Consider the following 17,239-nt stretch of genomic DNA (forward strand, 5'->3'; position numbering starts at 1 on the left):
ATCACCTATCGCGTATATAGGTTAACTCCATTTTCTTTTTTTATATCGGGTAGTTACTCTATTCACATCGTTTGGAACGAACCGTTTCCAGTGCTTGGCACTCGCGATAAGCGAAGGGTCGAACACATTGATTTGCCACTAAGGAGGCATTAAATGAGTAAGCAAGCAGCATTGATTGGACTAGACAGCAGCAAAGCCGCCGATCTAGGCGCGCGTTTGGATACGCTATTGGCGAACTACCAAGTGCTATACACCAATGTGCGTGGTTTTCACTGGAACATCAAAGGCAACGACTTTTTCGAGTTGCATACCAAATTTGAAGAGATTTATACCGATCTTCAAACCAAGATTGATGAAGTGGCTGAGCGCATTCTCACCATCGGTGGCACCGCCGAGCATCGCTTCAGCGAGTACCTGAAGGTCAGTGAAATTAAAGAGCACGCACCCGAAGCGAATGGTCAAGCTGGTGTCCGTGCGCTGGTTGAAGGCTTTAGTGTTCTGATTGGCCTTCAGCGCGACATCATGAATCTTGCCGGAGATGCGGGTGACGAAGGGACATCTGCACTGATGAGCGACTACATCCGCGAACAAGAAAAACTGATGTGGATGCTTAACGCTTACCTCAACTAATCTCCCTGCGACCTCGAAGGCTATCCTTCGAGGTCGCCTGATCGGGTTTTGTTCGTGAGTTAATCTCTATCCGCGAATACCTTTTTCACTACCGGCATCGCCGAGAAAACGTTCGGCCAACCAGCATAGAACGCGAGATGCGTAAGTACTTCTGAGGCTTGCTCCTCACTCAGCCCATTGGTCATTGCCTTGTTCAGATGGAACGGAACCTGTTCGACTTTGCCGGTAGAGATGAGTGCACTGACGGTCACGAGGCTTCGATCCCTAGGCTTTAATCCTGGCCTGAGCCAGAGATCCAGGAAGAGCGCACTTTCGGTATAGTCCACCACACCCTGCGACACCTCGCCAAAGGTGTCCTGCACGAAGGTTTGGCGTTTCACCTCAGCTTCTTTATCCAGCGGCAAAAGCTCTGGCGATACCGCAGGCAACTCAGAGGCCTTTACACCTCTGGCTTCGAAGACGTTCGCAGTAACAGCAACGGCAGACATGGCGTTCGCCCACCCGGAATAAAACGCCAGATGGGTAATAAGCTCTGAAATTTCGGAGGGCTCAACCCCGTTATCCAGCGCCAGGTTGACGTGGTAAGGCAGCTCGACCTGCTGATTGCGGGAGATCAGCGCAGCCAGCGTAACAACACTTCGGTCACGGGCAGACAGCCCCGGACGGTTCCAGACCTCTTCCAGAACTAGATTCTCCGTGTAGGACGCCAAGGCAGGCGAGACCGATCGAATCTGCTCCAAGGATGGCGCGCTTCCCGGCAGACTGAGCTCCGGACCTGAGGCGGGGCCCTGCCCGAACGCGACCCCGGAAAAGCAAAGGGCCAATGGTACAACGGTATGTGCAAGCTTTCTCATAGCAAAGTCTTCCAATGATGGGTTGGTAGGTAATGTGACTTTTCTCCAGCGAGAGGCGAAAACGGCTACGGAGCCAGAGAGATGGTGGCTGTGAACCGTTCGGATCTCTTTAAATGCTTCATCCCACTGACGACCGTTCCAAGGTTGACCAGCGAATTTGCGTAGCCGAAATCCTGGTAAAAGATTGCAAGGTTTCCCCAGGGGGCATAGTAGGTGAAGCTTCCCACCTGCGGGTCAAAGCCAGCTGGCGCATCATCCGTTGAAAGGCGGCTTGGCAAGTCACTGACCTTTTCAATACCGTGATAATCCTCAAACTCCAGTGTCAGTGGCAGCTGCGCCAGAAAATCCCGTGTGGCAACCGAGTCTGCCAGTCGCACTTGGACGATCGAACCGTCTATGTTCAGAATGATGTCTGTTTGATTCCGCATGGATTTCTCCTCAGTTAAACGGGATTGCGGCTCGGCCGACACAGATAAAACCTCCCCCGCCAGGGTAAGCAAAATAAGTAGCAGAGAAAGTGGGGTTTTCTTCAACCGAAAAGGTTTCATACAAAGTTCTTCAAGATTCAGCACGAACCGGTCAGGCAGACTGCTGTACTAAATTGCGAATGTCCTGCATCGGCGGAGCTCCAAACATCCGGCTGTATTCACGACTGAATTGTGATGGGCTCTCGTACCCCACCTGAAAAGCGGCCCGTGAGGCATCCACATGCTCGGTCAGCATCAATCGACGCGCTTCGCTGAGTCGCATGCGCTTCTGGTACTGAAGAGGTGTCATCGCGGTCATTGCACGGAAATGGTGATGAAAGGCGGAGACGCTCAACCCCGCCCGGCCAGCCATCTCCTCCACTTTTATGGACTCCCGATAATGTTTCTTCAGCCACTCAATGGTTTTGGAAATCCGATAACCGTTCTGGCCAGAGGCCGCCATATTTCGAAGGCGTGCGCCCTGATCTCCTTTCAGCAGCCGGTAGAGAATTTCGCGTTGAATGAGTGGTGCCAGTACGGCACTGTCCTCCGGCTCGTCCACAAGGTCCAGCAACCGGTTGAAGGCGTCAAGCAACGGCGCATCGACATTATTGACCGCAATGCCCAGGGACTTATCAGTTTGCTCGCGCGCGATGTGGGCCGGGTTATCCATGATCAGCTGCGACAGCATCTGAAAATCCATCTCCATGGTGAGCCCCAGATACGGCTTCTCTTTGGAGGCTTCGATGATTTTGGAGACTACTGGCAGATCAATAGAGGTAATCAAGAACTGACTGGCGTCGTAGAGGAATGTGTCTTCCCCGACCACCACCTGTTTACGGCCCAGGCCAATCAGGCAAATACTGGGCGCCAACATGTAGCTGGTAGGGTCAGTGGGGTGCGGCCAGCGATGAAGACAGAGCCCCTGGATGTCCGTATCCAGACGATTCGCGTCCCCAGTCAACATCTCTATTCTGGAGGCCAGACCTTTCGCCCCGCGATCCCAGGCTAATTCGGGCCGGTAGCTCTCAGATTTGTCGGTATCAGACATGATCCTATGCCCCTTAAGTAATCTCTGTTCCAACTTGATGAGTGACCAGATCGTCATTTGGGTGGTCTGTAACCATTTAAGCTCATTTACCGCAGCAGTTCACGTCTACCCCGTCTTGCCCGTAGAATCAGGCAATAAATCGAGAGTATTGGGTTATCTCTGCCTAGCCGGCTAATGGCTTACAAAATTTGTTACCGCACAACCACGATATTGCCTATTCCCACCAGTTGCTAAATCGCTCTGATTGCGCACCGTCCAGGTTTACACGGGTTCCAATCCTCGGTGTTAACAGACTGAACGACTTTCCCCTATTGGCCAAACTTCGGGTATTGAAGATGCAACGCCCCCGAGCAAATCAACAATTTCGACACGCCATTCATTCCCAAAAAAGCTTTACTACTTTCGTTTTCATCAGCTTGACAACGTACCTGAAGCTTTTTTCTGAACCGTGGTTCGTAAACAATGGCGCGCATTAAATACTATCGAATAATAGTTGATCACCTCATTTAGGCGAAACAAAGAGAAATGAGCAATAAACGAACAGGATGTGGATAAAAAAGGCCAGGGATCAGGTGTTCTAATCAATATGTGGCATCCAAACCGATCAAATACTGATATGGAGACATAACTATGTTCAAAAAATCCCTGTTTCAAAGCGTAGCGGCAACCCTGGTGGGTATGACCGTCGGCTCAAGTGCAACAGCCGAAGAATCCCACAGTCAGACCCATTACTCCGAGGACACGCAGAAATCCTTTGCCGGGCCGAGCGATCTTTTCACCGGAGAGGTTCAGGTAGACATTGTTTTTCCAAGCAACGAGAGTGCCCACTATAGCGGTGCCTACGTCACTTTCTCACCAGGCGCTCGTACGGCGTGGCATGAACACCCTGCCGGTCAGCACATGGTGGTGACCCAAGGCACCGCACTGACTGGCACGCGGGATGGTCATGTCATCAAGCTTCATGAGGGCGAAGCAGTGTGGTGCCCACCCGATCTCGATCACTGGCATGGCACAACACCGGACGCGCCCATGAAGCACTTCGTTGTGACCGCCAGTAAAGATGGTGAAAACGTGATCTGGAAAGAAAAGGTAAGCAACGAAGACTACGAAAAAGCGCTGGCAAAGGTCGAGTAACAACGAAAAAGCCCCTCCAACGATAGAGGGGCTTTTTTCGATCCCGGGATTTACCCATCAACTTGCTGGAATACCGGAAACTGACTTGCGTTGCCGTAATCCCGAATGGGCTCCAAGGCGCTCAACGACTGCATGTCCGCCTCTGAAATGACGAAATCCACATCGGCATTGTTGGCCATGTGAGCCGGCTTCGCCGTTTTAGGCAGCGGCAGAAGGCCGAGTTGCAGGTCATAACGAATGCACAGCTGTGGCACAGACACCTGATATCTCTCCGCCATTTTGATAATCGCCTCGTTTTTGAAAAGCTCACCATGCCCTACCGGAGAATAAGCTTCTACCAGCATGCCTTTATTACGTGAATACTCGATCAACGCCGTCGGCACATTGGTCACGTGCGCCAGGACCTGATGAACCATCGGCGCGACACGGCTATGCTGGACGATGTTATCAATGTCTGCTTCCTGGAAGTTGGACAGCCCGATGGCTTTCAGTTTTCCGGCATTGTAGGCGTCTTCCAGGGCGCGCCAGGCTTCCTGGTTGCCTTTAGCAAATCGGTCTTCAGTTCCGAAGTGATCCCAGGGTTGCGGGCTGTGGATGATCATCAGGTCCAGATAGTCTAACCCCATTTTTTCGAGGGATTCGTCAATCGCAGCAGCGGCATCTTCATAGGTCTTGTGACGGGCGGCCAGCTTGCTGGTGACGAAAATCTGCTCACGCTCAACGGAACTGGCGCGCACACCATCGGCTACTTCCGCTTCGTTACCGTAATCCTGAGCCGTATCAATGTGCCGATAGCCAAGTTCAATGGCCGAAGTTACAGCATTTGTTGCGGATTCACCTTCAATCATCCAGGTTCCAAGAGCCAGCTTCGGAATCGCAATACCATTCGTCAGTGAATACGTCTCTTCGAGTATCATTTCGATCGCTCCATCTATTTAACTAGTTGAGGGCTCCCTGCCAGCGGGAGCATTAAAGCGAAGTGATTAGACCTCGCTTTATGACCCAAATGATGCTCGAATCAGGCTCATTGATTAATACGCATTCCTTGCGGTTTATTGCCTAATCGTACAGAACGTGAACGCGCTTTCTTATATCCTATTAGCGAACCTTAATCCTGCTCAGACACAGACCAAACCACTTGCGTTCCATCACTCAATTGCGCCACCAAGCCTTTTGCGGGCACAGTGATGCCCGACATACCGACTGGTTGGTCGGTAAAGTTGGCGGTTAGCGTCGACCCATCGCTAAATTGGGCCTGCTGCACGCGTCCGCGTTCATCCAACCAACGAAAGTCCACCAAGGCTTTGTCCCAAAGGGCTTGATGAATTGGCATAAAGCCCTGTTGGTAATGTTTAATCGCACGAATCCGAGGTTGCGATGGCGACGTTGCTTCATCACGACTTAAATGCACCATGGCGGGCACATTATAAAGCATGGCTATTAAATCTCTCTCAGCACGAACATTGGTAAACTTTAGGCTATCGCTATGCCAGTGGTGGCTATTGATCACCTCATCATGGAACACCGCTTGATAAAGCGGGATACGAAATTGGGGCGCAAATAACAATGCTTGGTACAGCGGCTTCACTTTCGCCGGCTGAAAGAAAAAAGCGGGCTTGTTATCCGGATACCAAGGACCGAGATAATAGGGAGATGCACGATTAGACTTCATGTCTTTATCTGTCCATCCAAAACCAATCGTTTCTAGGCCATGAGCAAAAGCGATGCCCTGCGTGGTCAAACTGTTGCCATCTTCCGAGCCCAACACGACAGCCTGACGATCTACGATCGATTTCATCCGTTGATTGAACGCCGCCAGCATATCGACTTCGCGAGTATCACGGCGATAATCTTCTCGCGCCATCGCAGTCGCATCCACATCAATAAACAAGCTATTGAAATGTCCATATTTAATGATATCGGCGATACGCTGAGCGACATAATCAACATCACAGGCAGGATTGAGATAGAAGCCGTTGCCACGAAACCCTTTTTTCAATTTGCCATTGCGCTGTTCAATCGCACACGATGTGCGCATCACATCCGGTAATTGTGCAGTCAGCCAGCTATCGTTCACGCCACGTGGGATCGCGGTATTGTAGGAGTCATAGGGGCCAATTAAATAGCCCGCTTGCTTGGCTTTTTCGACGACATGCGGCTGATAAAATGCCGGCATCCAATTGTCCAAGCCTAACCACAATTGACGGATACCCGCTTTGTGTAAACTGTCGAGCATCTCAGTGGAAAGCCCCTGCCCCCACTGGTCTGCCGGTTTAAGGTACTGTCCTGCCCTCGAAGCTAACCACTTTTTACGTTGCTGCGCGGCCTGATACTGCTGTTTGATGGTATTGTCTTTTTCGGTGGGAGCGGTCGCCGAAAAGATCTCTGCCAACGCACGATTAATGCCATTCACCAAGGTGTTTTTATGATATTGGCTAAACCAGCCTTGGTCACCGGAAAGCTCTCGGAGCGCCGCTTTGGTCTCATCATCAAGCGGCAATGGTGACGTATTCAGCGCCCAATGTTTAAGTCCCCACCAATCCTTCACATCATCACGCGCAAGCGGTCCTTGACCAAATAAATACACATGGGTCGCGCCAATTAGCTTGGCCGTTTCAGGGTTTTGTTGCACTTTTTTCGCCAACGAGGTTGCTTGATGCTGCTCTTGCCGCCACTGGCGATACCATTTAGCCCCATCCAATGGATGCTGACCCGGTTTAATCCTTACCACAAAGGGGTCATGGCGATTTAACGGCGTAAAGGTATGAACCGCGCCCGTCGCGAGTTTGTCATGTTTGCGAGCAAAACTCAGTCGGTTATTGGTGGCGGTGACTAGATGGTAACTGACATATTGACGACCTATCTGAGCCGTCCAAAACGGCATTTTTAGATCTTGCGTGGTATTCGCACCATCTCGGCTTGCCTGCAGATAGTCAATCCATTGCGGATGATCCGTGGGTATTCGCATTCCTTCGCTAAACGGCAATAATAAGGCTTGGGTGTCCTCGACCGGTAAATTAAACCAATTCACTGAAACGGGGCGTTGGCGTGTCACTTTAGCGTTGTCATCCAACGACATAGACAACGTCAACGCGTTATCCAAGGTGGCAGATACCTCGATATTGGCAGGCATCCAGCGCCAGTTAACTTGATTTGGCGCTGGGTGACGTATATTCACCACCTGCTGGGGCTTCTGACCCACTGCCAAATTAGCGTCATTAATGGGCAGACTGTCCCAGTGCATCCTCAGATCGCTAGGGTTAATGGTGACGTGTGTATCTTGATGGGTCAAAGTGAGAGGCGCTGCGTAGGCAGTTAGGCTGAATAGCGTCAGGCCACATGCAACACAAGAAAAATAAAAAGATGATAGGTTCACGCGCTGTCTCCAGTTGATGTCAGCGCGCTATTAAATGCTAACGTCCTCCCTCATTTGTCACCTCGATGTCTCTTTATTCGCTATTAACAGCCTCTGTGCGGATGGCAGCATTGGGCAGCGGCAACGCCAATCGCTCAACATAGTTGACTTTTATTGCGCCTTGATACTCAAAGTGACTGACAGTGACGCTTAAATGCTCCGCATTAACAAGCGATGAAGAGGGCAATTTTATCTTGGTTGGCGCGTGGGAGTTGTCTGCGCGGCCGGACAAATAAATCGGCGTTTGTTCGACCCAGCGATAGGCGTCATCAAGCCACAACCAGTGTGCAGCGGCTGGCGAACAACTCAAAGGCGTAGCGGGCAAATCGATTGCGAGCTGTTGATCAGGATGGCCTATCAGTTTTACCCAAGGGCGGCGTGGCAGCCCATACACCACCAAACTATAATGCTGACCACCCATTTTTAACTCATAAATACCAGGAATAATTTGGGTAAATAGTTGCCCTGATTCAATTTCTTGATACCCACTTTTCGCGTTCAAGATCTCATTGAGCACCGTTTGCCCGGTAGGATCAGTGAGGGTTAGCAAGGTATCACGCTCGACCTGCTCGGCAGAAAGTTTGATTTCATAGCCAAGACTTGAGGCGCCTGCCCGTCGTACAAATGCAATGGTTAACCCTTGAGGGATCCCTTTACCGTTGGGCTCAGTTAACTGTTGGCCACAATCCGTTTGATTGATGATCGCGTACTTGATCTTCGCCCAATGCTCAGTCGGTATCTGCTGCTGAGATAGCGCAAAAATAAGCTCTTGCCACGCCACCTTGGGCCTATCTGCGAGGAGTGCCTGATAGGTTTCCTGCATCGGTGTTTTTGGAAACCAAACTTGCTCAGCGCGGACGCTGAAGCTGCATACCATGCATGCTATCACGAGTATGTGGTAGCCAAACCCGTTCATAGCACCACCAACCGATACCCGACACCGCGATGCGTCTCTATCGCTAAACCGGGCAACTTTTGTCGTAGCCGCAACACATGATTGTCAACCGTGCGCGTGGTAGGAAACGCCTGATACCCCCATATTTTATTAAGCAATTCTTCGCGATGAAAAACCCGCCCTTGGTTTTGTAACAGCAATAGCAATAAATCAAACTCTTTAGGCTTGAGCGTCACATCCTGGTCTTGCCAATACACATGACGGGATCCAGGTTCAACCTTGATCTGCCCGTATACGAGTTGGCTTTCTCCTAAGGGCCGTAATTGGGCATAGATACGCGCCAAGAGCTCCTGATGTGAAAAGGGTTTAACCACATAATCTTTGGCGCCGGCCATTAAGCCCTCAACCCGTTGCTCAACCTCAACTTTGGCTGTCAATACGATCACTGGCACTGCTTTTAAAGACAGCCAATGAGGCAGATGCGCTAAACTATCGCCATCGGCGAGCTGGCGGTCTAAAATCACCAAATCGGCATGAAACCAATGCTTATCCACCTTATTACTCTCGGCCAGCCAGGTGCATTCAAACCCTTGCTGTTCCAAAAACTGGCGTAAGCCTTCCCCTAATAAGGTGTCATCTTCAATCAACAATAGATGGCTCATTGCGGCAACTCCAGAATACAGCAGGTTGGGTGACGCTTGATCACTAGCTTCCCCCCCATTTGACGCATTAAACGCGCCACTAAAAACAATCCAATCCCCATGTTTCTTTCTGACGGTGACGACTTATATCGCCGCCACAGCCTTTGCCACCAGGATGGAAAAATTCCGTTATCATACACACAAACTCGTACGCGCTTATCCACGCATACACGAATCCAAATTTGATCACCGCCATGATGATGGGCATTTTGAATCAGGTTTTTCAAGCAGATGGATAACCAGTAGAAAGGCAACGTCAGTGTTTTATCTTGCTCAAGGGTGTAGTCAACCTCTAGGCAATCGCAAATATTATCCAGCCACTCCGATAAGGACGCAGTTTGTAACTTAAATTGCTCACGTTTATCGGTACTTAAATAGCCCTTACTGGTCTCTGTCAGCTGACTTAAGCGTTGATGATCCGCCAGTAATCGCCAAAGCACATCTTGCGTGCTAGGCTCAAGCAAATCGAACTGGCTGCGCAACATTTCCACCGTCATACCTAGGCTTGCGATCGGTGTTCTTAGCTCATGCGTCAGCAACTGGAGAATAAATTGGCGCTCACGGCGCTGCTGGTATCGATCGTATAGGCTACGCGCTAAACCAACTATCAGCGCACAAAAAACCGCTACAAACACCGCAATCATCACGCCACGATACGCCGGGTGGAGTTGATTACAAATATTTCCATAGCGGTAATCACACCCCGTCGTATTCGTCGATAAACTCAAACGATATTGTTCAGCAATTGGCGCCCATTGTTCATGAGATAGCGCCTTCCATCCTTCTTCGCCGTTAAGCCACAGGCGCCCGCCATCTAAATACGCGCGGTAACCACTGAGTAACGCATCTCGGCCAGCCTGACTGAGGACATTCAGTGCAGCATGTAGAGGATGCTCTTCGTTGGCTAAGGTAAAACGTTGTACCAGCTCAGGTGACGGCGTGGCGATCCCACGCGCTGACACATAGCGTTCAGCATAACTTCCACCGGCAGGATGGAGTAGCGGGTTTTGCTCAAACCACTCAATGGGTAAAGGCTCATCACGACACAAAGCCAACTCAAAACGCTGGGCGGCTAACAAAAGGGGGGAGACGATACTGGGGGTCGGCTGGCACGTTTGCACCACTTGGTGTAGTGCGTTTAAGTCCTGCCAGTTAACATTCTCGAAATCAGGGTACTGCGACTGACTGACCAACAAAGCCTGCGGATAGGCATTTAATGCCGGCTGTGCAACCATCAAGGTGCCCGTTTGCCAGGCCTTATCATAAAATCCTTTCAGTTGCGTGTGCAGCTCACTGGCCACCGTTTGGCTGCTGAGTAAAGCCAACAATAACGCTGCTAACGCTCGAAACACCACTTTGCCACCCTTATGGACCATCACACTTACGCTACCAGCGCTAATGATTAAATCATAGCTAAGCGGTAAGGGGCTGTGTCACCCGAGTGTCAACATTGTGAGGAGGCCAAGACGCTATGTGGTCATACGAACAACGAGAGGTATCGGTGGTTAATGAATGAGGCGATTTTCATGGCGCAGAAAGGGCGGAGACCTCCCCAGCTACATCCCGGCACACACGTCCCAAGCGCGGGCTGCTTCCTTCCGGACCTGACCCAGTACACAAGATAGTGTTGCGGGAGAACCAAGGAGGCCTCCATCGATATGTCGTTAAGCTTGCTTAACTGCGGGGCATTATGTGGCAAGGCTGGATGCAATGCAAGGAGGATTCATGACCTCATTCGTTAACTGTTTATCTTCTAGGCAATTTTCCTACTGATCGTCCGGCTCTTCCAATAGCAAATACTCACCAACCCAAATCGCCGCAAGCATGGTGGCCCACGCGACCAATAGCGATAGCGTGAGTTGTCCAGGGGTAATCCATGTAATCACCAAAAACGGAATACTCGGGATAAGATGCAAGGCAAGGTGACGTGAGCGAGCAAATTGTGGTGTGAACCCCACCCACTGTAACAACCAAATAATCATCACCGTTGTCGCACTCCATAACGCAGCAGGCCAGCCACTCACCGCCACTAATACAGGCAGTAACAGCCAGGCCCCGCGATGAGGAGGCTGATAACCTGGCCAATATCTGATCGCAAGCCATAACCCCACGAGTGCTAACATTTGCAGCGCGAGAGTACTCGGTGAGCCACCCAATTTAGCTTCAGATTGCAAAGCCATCATCCCCGCGAACATGGCAACCATCACCGCACCGAGTAATAGCTTGACGTGTGGATGTCGGTCGGGATTGAACCAGAGAGACAAAGCCGGCAAAAGCAATAGCGTGCTCGCGGCTAACAGCTCAGGGAGATGTGGCAAGGTAAAGGCAAAAATCGCCATCGCTAGCGCCAAGCACCAACTCGCGAATTTATCTGGATAGAAAAAGAATAAAGCAGACGCGCCAATCGCTAGACTATTCAGGGAAAACGTGGCGCTAATCCCCGCGACAGCGATAACCGTCAGCACCAACACGGGCCAGAGAAACAGTGAGATTCGCATGCACACTCCTTGTGCGGATATCTCTCACCAGTGTAGCGATCAATGCCCCGCACGCACCAGTGTTAGCGTTGGATCATAGGTATGATTCGTATCCGTGATCACTTTATTGACCGTATTGGTAATAAACAGAGGCCGATCACTCACATCGATCTGGGCGGTGATCACATAATCGTGCGTCGTCGTAATTTGGCTCGGATCATAGTTGAGGGAAAAATGCAGAGGCGCTTGTTGCCCCTCCGTCACGAAAGACTGTCGACTGATCACTTTGCCTGGCGCATCGATGTTTTTAATCTCTACCAAGCGCACTGTCACACTGGCATTTTCGGGCAACGCAAGGCGTTCTCGATACACCAAGCTACCAGAAACATTTGCTAAATCATTAGGTTGGCTATTTCCAGAACAAGCAGTAAACACCAAAGCAGTGAATAAGGCGAACAATAGAAACGTTAGTTTCTTCATTAAAGAATCCTCACTGAAGCACGTTCAAATGCGGCAAAAACGCTAAGGTTATGATAGCTTGAACAATAACAATGGAAGCATAGCATGAATCAAGGACTTATGAGCCAACCACTGAAAGAACTCTTACAGCTGCTAGAGCTTGAGCGACTAGACACTGGCCTGTACCGCGGTCAAAGTGAGAACCTTGGACTCCCCCAAGTGTATGGTGGGCAAGTGATTGGACAGGCATTATCGGCCTCCAAAACCTCGGTTGACCCTGATCGCTTTTTGCATTCATTCCATAGCTATTTTCTGCGCCCAGGCGATCCTGAGCAGCCGATCATCTATGATGTTGAGATACTCAGAGACGGAAAAAGTTTCAGCACACGGCGAATAAAAGCCGTGCAGTACGGCAAACCTATTTTTTATCTCACCGCCTCTTATCAAGAAGAGGAAGAAAGCTTTGAGCATCAGAACACCATGCCGACAGACGTGCCAGCGCCCGAGACCTTGCGCTCTGAGCAGTCACTTGTCAATGATATCGCTCACAAGCTTCCCCCTAATGTGGTCAAAGCCTTTGGGGGTGACAAGCCGATTGAAGTGCGGCCTGCCACAGTGATCAACCCACTTAAACCCCATTCCGCGCCGGCTAAGCAATATCTGTGGATCCGCGCCAATGGTGAAGTCGGCGACGATTTTCATGTCCACCAGTATTTACTCGGCTATGCCGCCGATTGGGGCTTTTTGGTCACGGCGTTGCAGCCTCACGCAGTGACGCTGCTTACGCCGGGCATGAAAGTGGCCACCATTGATCACTCCATGTGGTTCCACCGCCCGTTTAGAATGGATGAGTGGCTGCTGTTTGCGATTGAAAGCCCGTCCGCCAGTGGCGCGCGTGGCTTTGTACGCGGCGAACTTTTTAATCAGCAAGGCGACCTTGTTGCTTCAGCGACCCAAGAAGGCTTGATGCGTAAACTCTCCTAACCATCAACGTCTCGAGCGTGAGCGAGTCTGAGCAACACAAAAAGGGGCATAACGCCCCTTTTTATCTGTTTCACTCATGGCTGGAGCTCTACACCTGCGCCTCTTCCTCTAGTGCGGCTAAATGCGCGCTGGCTTGCTGGAGTTGATACATCTGCCAGTAGCGGCCTTGCTGACGCAGCAGGCTTTGATGACGCCCTTGCTCAATCACGCGGCCACGATGCAAGACGAGGATGTTATCGGCCTCGGCAATGGTCGATAAGCGGTGCGCAATCACCACCACTGTCATCTGTTGGCGTAACCGATTCAGCGCCTGTTGCACAAGCTCTTCGGTACCAGAGTCGATATTGGCGGTGGCTTCATCAAGGATCAGAATTTTAGGCTGACGCACTAACACGCGCGCCAGAGCCAACAACTGGCGCTGACCGGCAGAAAAGGTCATTCCGCCCTCACCAAGTAAGGTATCCAGCCCCGCTGGCAATCCTTTCACGTAATCTGCCAACGCCACTTGCTCGAGTGCATGCCAAATTTTTTCATCGTCCAGCGTCTGCCCCAGCGCGATGTTTTCTCGCAAACTCCCCGTCAGCATGTGCGGATCTTGTTGCACCATGGCAACGCCCTCACGCAAGCTTTGATGACTCAAGCTTTCGATCGGTAATCCACCCAGCGTCAGCGTCCCCTCACCTGCGCGATAAAATCCCATCAGTAACGACGCCAAAGTTGATTTACCGCTGCCCGTATGTCCCACCAACGCCAGAAAGCCGCCGGCCGGGACGTCTACATTCACGTCTGACAACACCGGTGTTTCACCATCATAGGAAAACGACACATTCTGCAGTGCAATGGCACCATCAGGGATCGGCGTGGTGTCATGACCATATTGCTCAGGCGGCGTATCCATCATTTCGAAAAGCCGCTCACCGGCCGAGATAGCCTGCTGAAGCAGTGACAGTTGCTGCATCATTTCAATCAATGGCTCGGTGATCCGCCCCAAATAGCTTAAAAAGGCGTATAGCACCCCAACACCAATCACTGCTGTGCCGCTAAAACCGAAGATCGCCACCAAAGACAGCAACGCGGCCCCTGCCAATAAATCAATCAAAGGGCGGAGATAGATCCCGTTCAGGCGCTGAATAGTGACCATGGCATCCAAGTGATCCGCGGTCATATCACTGAATCGCGAGGAGAACGCCCGCTCTTGCTGCATTAGCTGGATCAAATTCATGCCGAGCACAGATTCATTCATCACCCCGTTGATATCTGCGAGCCGATCTCGTGCCCGACGATACGCAGGCGCTGAGCGTTTTTGATAGCGCGCCATCACCAGCACCACACACGGCAGTAGCACCAACACCACCATTGTCAGTTGCACACTGAGCATTAGCATTGCCACCAGCATCACACCAATCAGTGCGATGTTGCGTAAAAAGGTAGAAAGCACCGACACATACAGCTCTTTCAACGACTCGGTGTCGTTAGTTAAGCGCGATACAATTCGTCCCATCGGCACATAGTCAAAGGCTGACAGAGGCTGTTTAATCACGTTGGCGAACACCGCTTTACGAATACGTTGAATGATGGCCACCGCCATGGTGTTAAAACGCAGCTCGTACTGATACTGAAAGCCGGCGGAAACAATGGTCGATACGATGTAGCCGACTGCAAGTGCCCACATGATCACCGCCGGATAATGATCTTTGGCGACATAATTATCGAGAAAGATTTGCACCAAATAAGGCCCTGTTACTTCGGCCACCGCCGCGACTAGCAAGAAAATCGTGGCAATCACAAATTGACGCCTGTCGCGGCGCATGTAGCTTAGCAATCGAAATAAGATCTCTCGCTTAGTCATGGCGCGGCTCCTCATCGGCTTCCAATGCCGCTTCCAGCTGCTGATATTGGTGCATTTCTTGATACCATCCTGGCTGTTGAATCAATTGGCGATGCTGGCCACGCTCTCGGACTTGCCCGTGGCTGAGTACCACAATTTCATCGGCGTTTTCGAGTGCCGATAAACGGTGGGCTATCACAATCGTGGTACGGGTGTGCTGATGCTGTTGCAGGTTCTGCAAAATGCGGTGCTCGGTGTCACCGTCAACGGCTGACAAGGCATCATCCAAAATCAAGCACTCCGCTTCCACCAACAAAGCGCGGGCAATGGAAATACGCTGCTTTTGACCGCCAGATAAGGTGATCCCTTTTTCACCGACTGCGGTTTCATACCCGTGCGGCAGCTGACGGATGTCCTCATCAATGCAGGCAAGTGTCGCCGCCTGTTCGATTTCCGCTTGGGTCGCATCAGGACGACCAAGGGCGATGTTTTCCGCAATCGAGCGCGAAAACAAAAACGGCGTTTGCGTCACCACCGCGAAACGTTGTCGCCATGACGACAAGTCAGCCTCCGCTATCGACACATCACCATAGCGAATATCGCCCTTTTCAAGCTGGGTCAGATGAAGTAGCAATTGCAATAAGGTTGATTTACCACTGCCGACTGGGCCGGCAATCCCCAGCATGGCCCCAGGCGGAAGCGTCACACGGATATCTTTGAGGGCAAAACTGTCATCCGGTTGCCACTTAAACTTCTCAATGGCCAGTGCTAACGGCTGCATGGTGTCAGGCAGCGGCGTGTCACCACCAACAATGTCCGGCTGCTCTTGCAGCAACGCATCTATCCGCGTCCAAGCGGCGCGCCCACGCTCAATAATATTAAATAGCCACGCCACTGCGAGCATCGGCCAAATCATCAAACCTTGATACAAGGTAAATGCGGTAAGATCCCCAAGCGAAATATCACCAGTGGCGACCATGTAGCCGCCGCCAGACACGGTTAGGAAAAACGAAGCGCCAATGGTGCCTTGGATCACCGGCGAAAACAGCGCATCAACCCGTGCCACCGCGAGGTTTTTCTCCCCGGTACGATCGGCAACTTGATTAAACTGATTCATCTGGTGCTGCTCTAAGCCGAATGCACGTACCATACGCACCGCCGACAGTGAGGACTGACTCACCTCTGACAGCTCAGAAAACGCCGCTTGCGATTCAGTAAAGGTATGGTGCAAACGGCGACCAAAGCGATTAACCAGTACTGCCATTACCGGCATCGGTAACAGGGCTAAGAGTGTGAGCTGCCAGCTAATTTGGCTCACCATCACAATGAGCACAGCAACGCCTGTGATAATGGAATCCCCGGCAGTCAGTACCCCTTCACCGGCCGTCATTACCACTGCTTTCACATCATTGGTGGAACGCGCCATGATATCGCCACTCGGATAGCGACGGAAAAAATGCGGGGATTGACGGGTAAAGTGATCATAAAGCCGATTGCGCAGCACAGTGCCCAGCTCAGCCGCGGCACCAAATAGCCAGACTCGCCAAACGATGCGTAGAACATACACCACCACCCAAATGGCTAGCATGCCCGCGAGTAGCCACATCAGTAGCTCAGTGGAAATCTCGCCCGCGACCACGCCATCAACCACATGGCCCACGGCCATCGGCGGGATCAGCTCGAAGACAGAAACAAATACTAAAATAATCATGGCGCCGAGATAACGACGCCATTCACGTTTAAAAAACCAGCCTAACTGCCAAAACACCTTCATGAGGTCTCCTTTTTATCCCCGCCTTTTTATCATCAGAACGACCTATCGGATCGGTAAGGCGGTGGTGTACTTAAGCGCTTCCATGGCGAATGTTGATGTCACATTATTCAGACTTGGCACAGAATTGACCAGTTTTTTATAAAAATGATCAAATCGAGTCATATCAGCCACCTGCACCTTCATCATATAATCATATTCCCCCGCCATACGGTAGAATTCCATCACCTCAGGGAACTCGGTCACCACCTCGGTAAAGGTCTTGTACCACTGCTCACTGTGGTCATTGGTTTTGATGTGGACGAAGGCGGTAAATGCGAGGCCAACGGTTTCGGGGTCAAGCAATGCCACCCGCCCACGGATCACCCCTTGTGATTCCAGCCGTTTCAGCCGCTTCCAACAGGGAGTCGTAGTTAAATTCACCCGTTCGGCCAACGCAGCCACAGACCAGTTGGCATCTTCCTGTAGCGCCGCGAGTAAAGTGCGATCTATCTCATCTAAAGTGATAGTCATAAAAATTTTTTCCATTAAGTATTATATGGGAGTTTATTTTTCTATTTAGGTGGCATTATA

16 protein-coding genes and 1 other RNA gene are annotated in these 17,239 nt (G+C 51.1%); 3 read left to right on the forward strand and 14 right to left on the reverse strand.

Translation table 11 applies throughout. The features are described 5' to 3' along the window. Window positions 1-153 precede the first annotated feature (153 nt). Entirely contained in the window at window positions 154-630 is a 477-nt protein-coding gene (locus WN56_RS03370) for a Dps family protein (protein ID WP_046073613.1), read from the forward strand. 59 nt (window positions 631-689) lie between these two features. Here WN56_RS03370 and WN56_RS03375 read toward each other — a convergent pair whose 3' ends face one another. From WN56_RS03375 to WN56_RS03385, 3 genes are all read right to left on the reverse strand, one after another. Further along, window positions 690-1,484, reverse strand: a complete 795-nt coding sequence (locus tag WN56_RS03375; protein ID WP_077578525.1) for a carboxymuconolactone decarboxylase family protein — start codon at window positions 1,482-1,484, stop codon at window positions 690-692. Between the two features lie 65 nt (window positions 1,485-1,549). Further along, a complete protein-coding gene (locus tag WN56_RS03380; protein ID WP_158010024.1) occupies window positions 1,550-2,032 on the reverse strand; it encodes a cyclophilin-like fold protein in 483 nt (160 codons plus the stop codon). Window positions 2,033-2,063: 31 nt separating this feature from the next. Beyond that, a complete protein-coding gene (locus WN56_RS03385; protein WP_046073851.1) occupies window positions 2,064-3,002 on the reverse strand; it encodes an AraC family transcriptional regulator in 939 nt (312 codons plus the stop codon). A 630-nt stretch (window positions 3,003-3,632) separates the two neighbouring features. Between WN56_RS03385 and WN56_RS03390 the strand changes: the two genes are divergently transcribed. Continuing rightward, window positions 3,633-4,136 (forward strand): cupin domain-containing protein, encoded by a 504-nt coding sequence (locus WN56_RS03390; protein ID WP_046073614.1) that lies wholly within the window; start codon window positions 3,633-3,635, stop codon window positions 4,134-4,136. 50 nt (window positions 4,137-4,186) lie between these two features. On the opposite strand, the gene WN56_RS03395 is transcribed toward WN56_RS03390, so the two are convergent. The 8 genes from WN56_RS03395 to WN56_RS03425 form a co-directional block, all read right to left on the reverse strand. Next, window positions 4,187-5,053, reverse strand: coding sequence for an aldo/keto reductase (locus tag WN56_RS03395; protein ID WP_046073615.1), 867 nt, complete (start codon window positions 5,051-5,053; stop codon window positions 4,187-4,189). 191 nt (window positions 5,054-5,244) lie between these two features. Further along, window positions 5,245-7,512: a glycoside hydrolase gene (locus WN56_RS03400; RefSeq protein WP_046073616.1), complete on the reverse strand. Its 2,268-nt coding sequence runs from the start codon at window positions 7,510-7,512 to the stop codon at window positions 5,245-5,247. Window positions 7,513-7,585: 73 nt separating this feature from the next. Beyond that, window positions 7,586-8,467, reverse strand: a complete 882-nt coding sequence (locus tag WN56_RS03405; protein WP_046073617.1) for a DUF2861 family protein — start codon at window positions 8,465-8,467, stop codon at window positions 7,586-7,588. Then, on the reverse strand, window positions 8,464-9,108 hold the full coding sequence (locus WN56_RS03410; RefSeq protein WP_046073618.1) for a response regulator transcription factor: 645 nt from the start codon (window positions 9,106-9,108) through the stop codon (window positions 8,464-8,466). Before WN56_RS03410 ends, WN56_RS03405 begins: the two co-directional genes overlap by 4 nt. Next, on the reverse strand, window positions 9,105-10,523 hold the full coding sequence (locus tag WN56_RS03415; RefSeq protein ID WP_052708007.1) for a DUF3404 domain-containing protein: 1,419 nt from the start codon (window positions 10,521-10,523) through the stop codon (window positions 9,105-9,107). The genes WN56_RS03410 and WN56_RS03415 overlap by 4 nt, the downstream gene beginning before the upstream one ends. A gap of 171 nt (window positions 10,524-10,694) precedes the next feature. After that, an RNA gene (ffs, locus tag WN56_RS16710) (signal recognition particle sRNA small type) lies at window positions 10,695-10,791 on the reverse strand. A 122-nt stretch (window positions 10,792-10,913) separates the two neighbouring features. Beyond that, entirely contained in the window at window positions 10,914-11,645 is a 732-nt protein-coding gene (locus tag WN56_RS03420) for a hypothetical protein (protein ID WP_046073619.1), read from the reverse strand. A 39-nt stretch (window positions 11,646-11,684) separates the two neighbouring features. Continuing rightward, the gene (locus WN56_RS03425) at window positions 11,685-12,104 is read right to left on the reverse strand and encodes a YbaY family lipoprotein (protein WP_046073620.1); all 420 of its coding nucleotides are present in this window, start codon (window positions 12,102-12,104) and stop codon (window positions 11,685-11,687) included. Window positions 12,105-12,203: 99 nt separating this feature from the next. Between WN56_RS03425 and tesB the strand changes: the two genes are divergently transcribed. Then, a complete protein-coding gene (gene tesB, locus WN56_RS03430; protein WP_046073853.1) occupies window positions 12,204-13,067 on the forward strand; it encodes an acyl-CoA thioesterase II in 864 nt (287 codons plus the stop codon). 88 nt (window positions 13,068-13,155) lie between these two features. Here the strand turns inward: tesB and WN56_RS03435 are convergent, their stop codons facing one another. The 3 genes from WN56_RS03435 to WN56_RS03445 are packed head-to-tail and all read right to left on the reverse strand — an operon-like array spanning window position 13,156 to window position 17,179. Further along, the gene (locus WN56_RS03435; RefSeq protein ID WP_046073621.1) at window positions 13,156-14,916 is read right to left on the reverse strand and encodes an ABC transporter transmembrane domain-containing protein; all 1,761 of its coding nucleotides are present in this window, start codon (window positions 14,914-14,916) and stop codon (window positions 13,156-13,158) included. Beyond that, window positions 14,909-16,669, reverse strand: coding sequence for an ABC transporter transmembrane domain-containing protein (locus WN56_RS03440; RefSeq protein WP_046073622.1), 1,761 nt, complete (start codon window positions 16,667-16,669; stop codon window positions 14,909-14,911). The genes WN56_RS03435 and WN56_RS03440 overlap by 8 nt, the downstream gene beginning before the upstream one ends. Before the next feature lie 42 nt (window positions 16,670-16,711). Then, a complete protein-coding gene (locus tag WN56_RS03445) occupies window positions 16,712-17,179 on the reverse strand; it encodes an Lrp/AsnC family transcriptional regulator (RefSeq protein WP_046073854.1) in 468 nt (155 codons plus the stop codon). Between the last annotated feature and the right edge of the window lie 60 nt (window positions 17,180-17,239).

Origin of the sequence: Salinivibrio sp. KP-1 (assembly GCF_000968645.1) — a bacterium.
In the GTDB taxonomy this organism is placed as follows: Bacteria; Pseudomonadota; Gammaproteobacteria; order Enterobacterales; family Vibrionaceae; genus Salinivibrio; species Salinivibrio siamensis.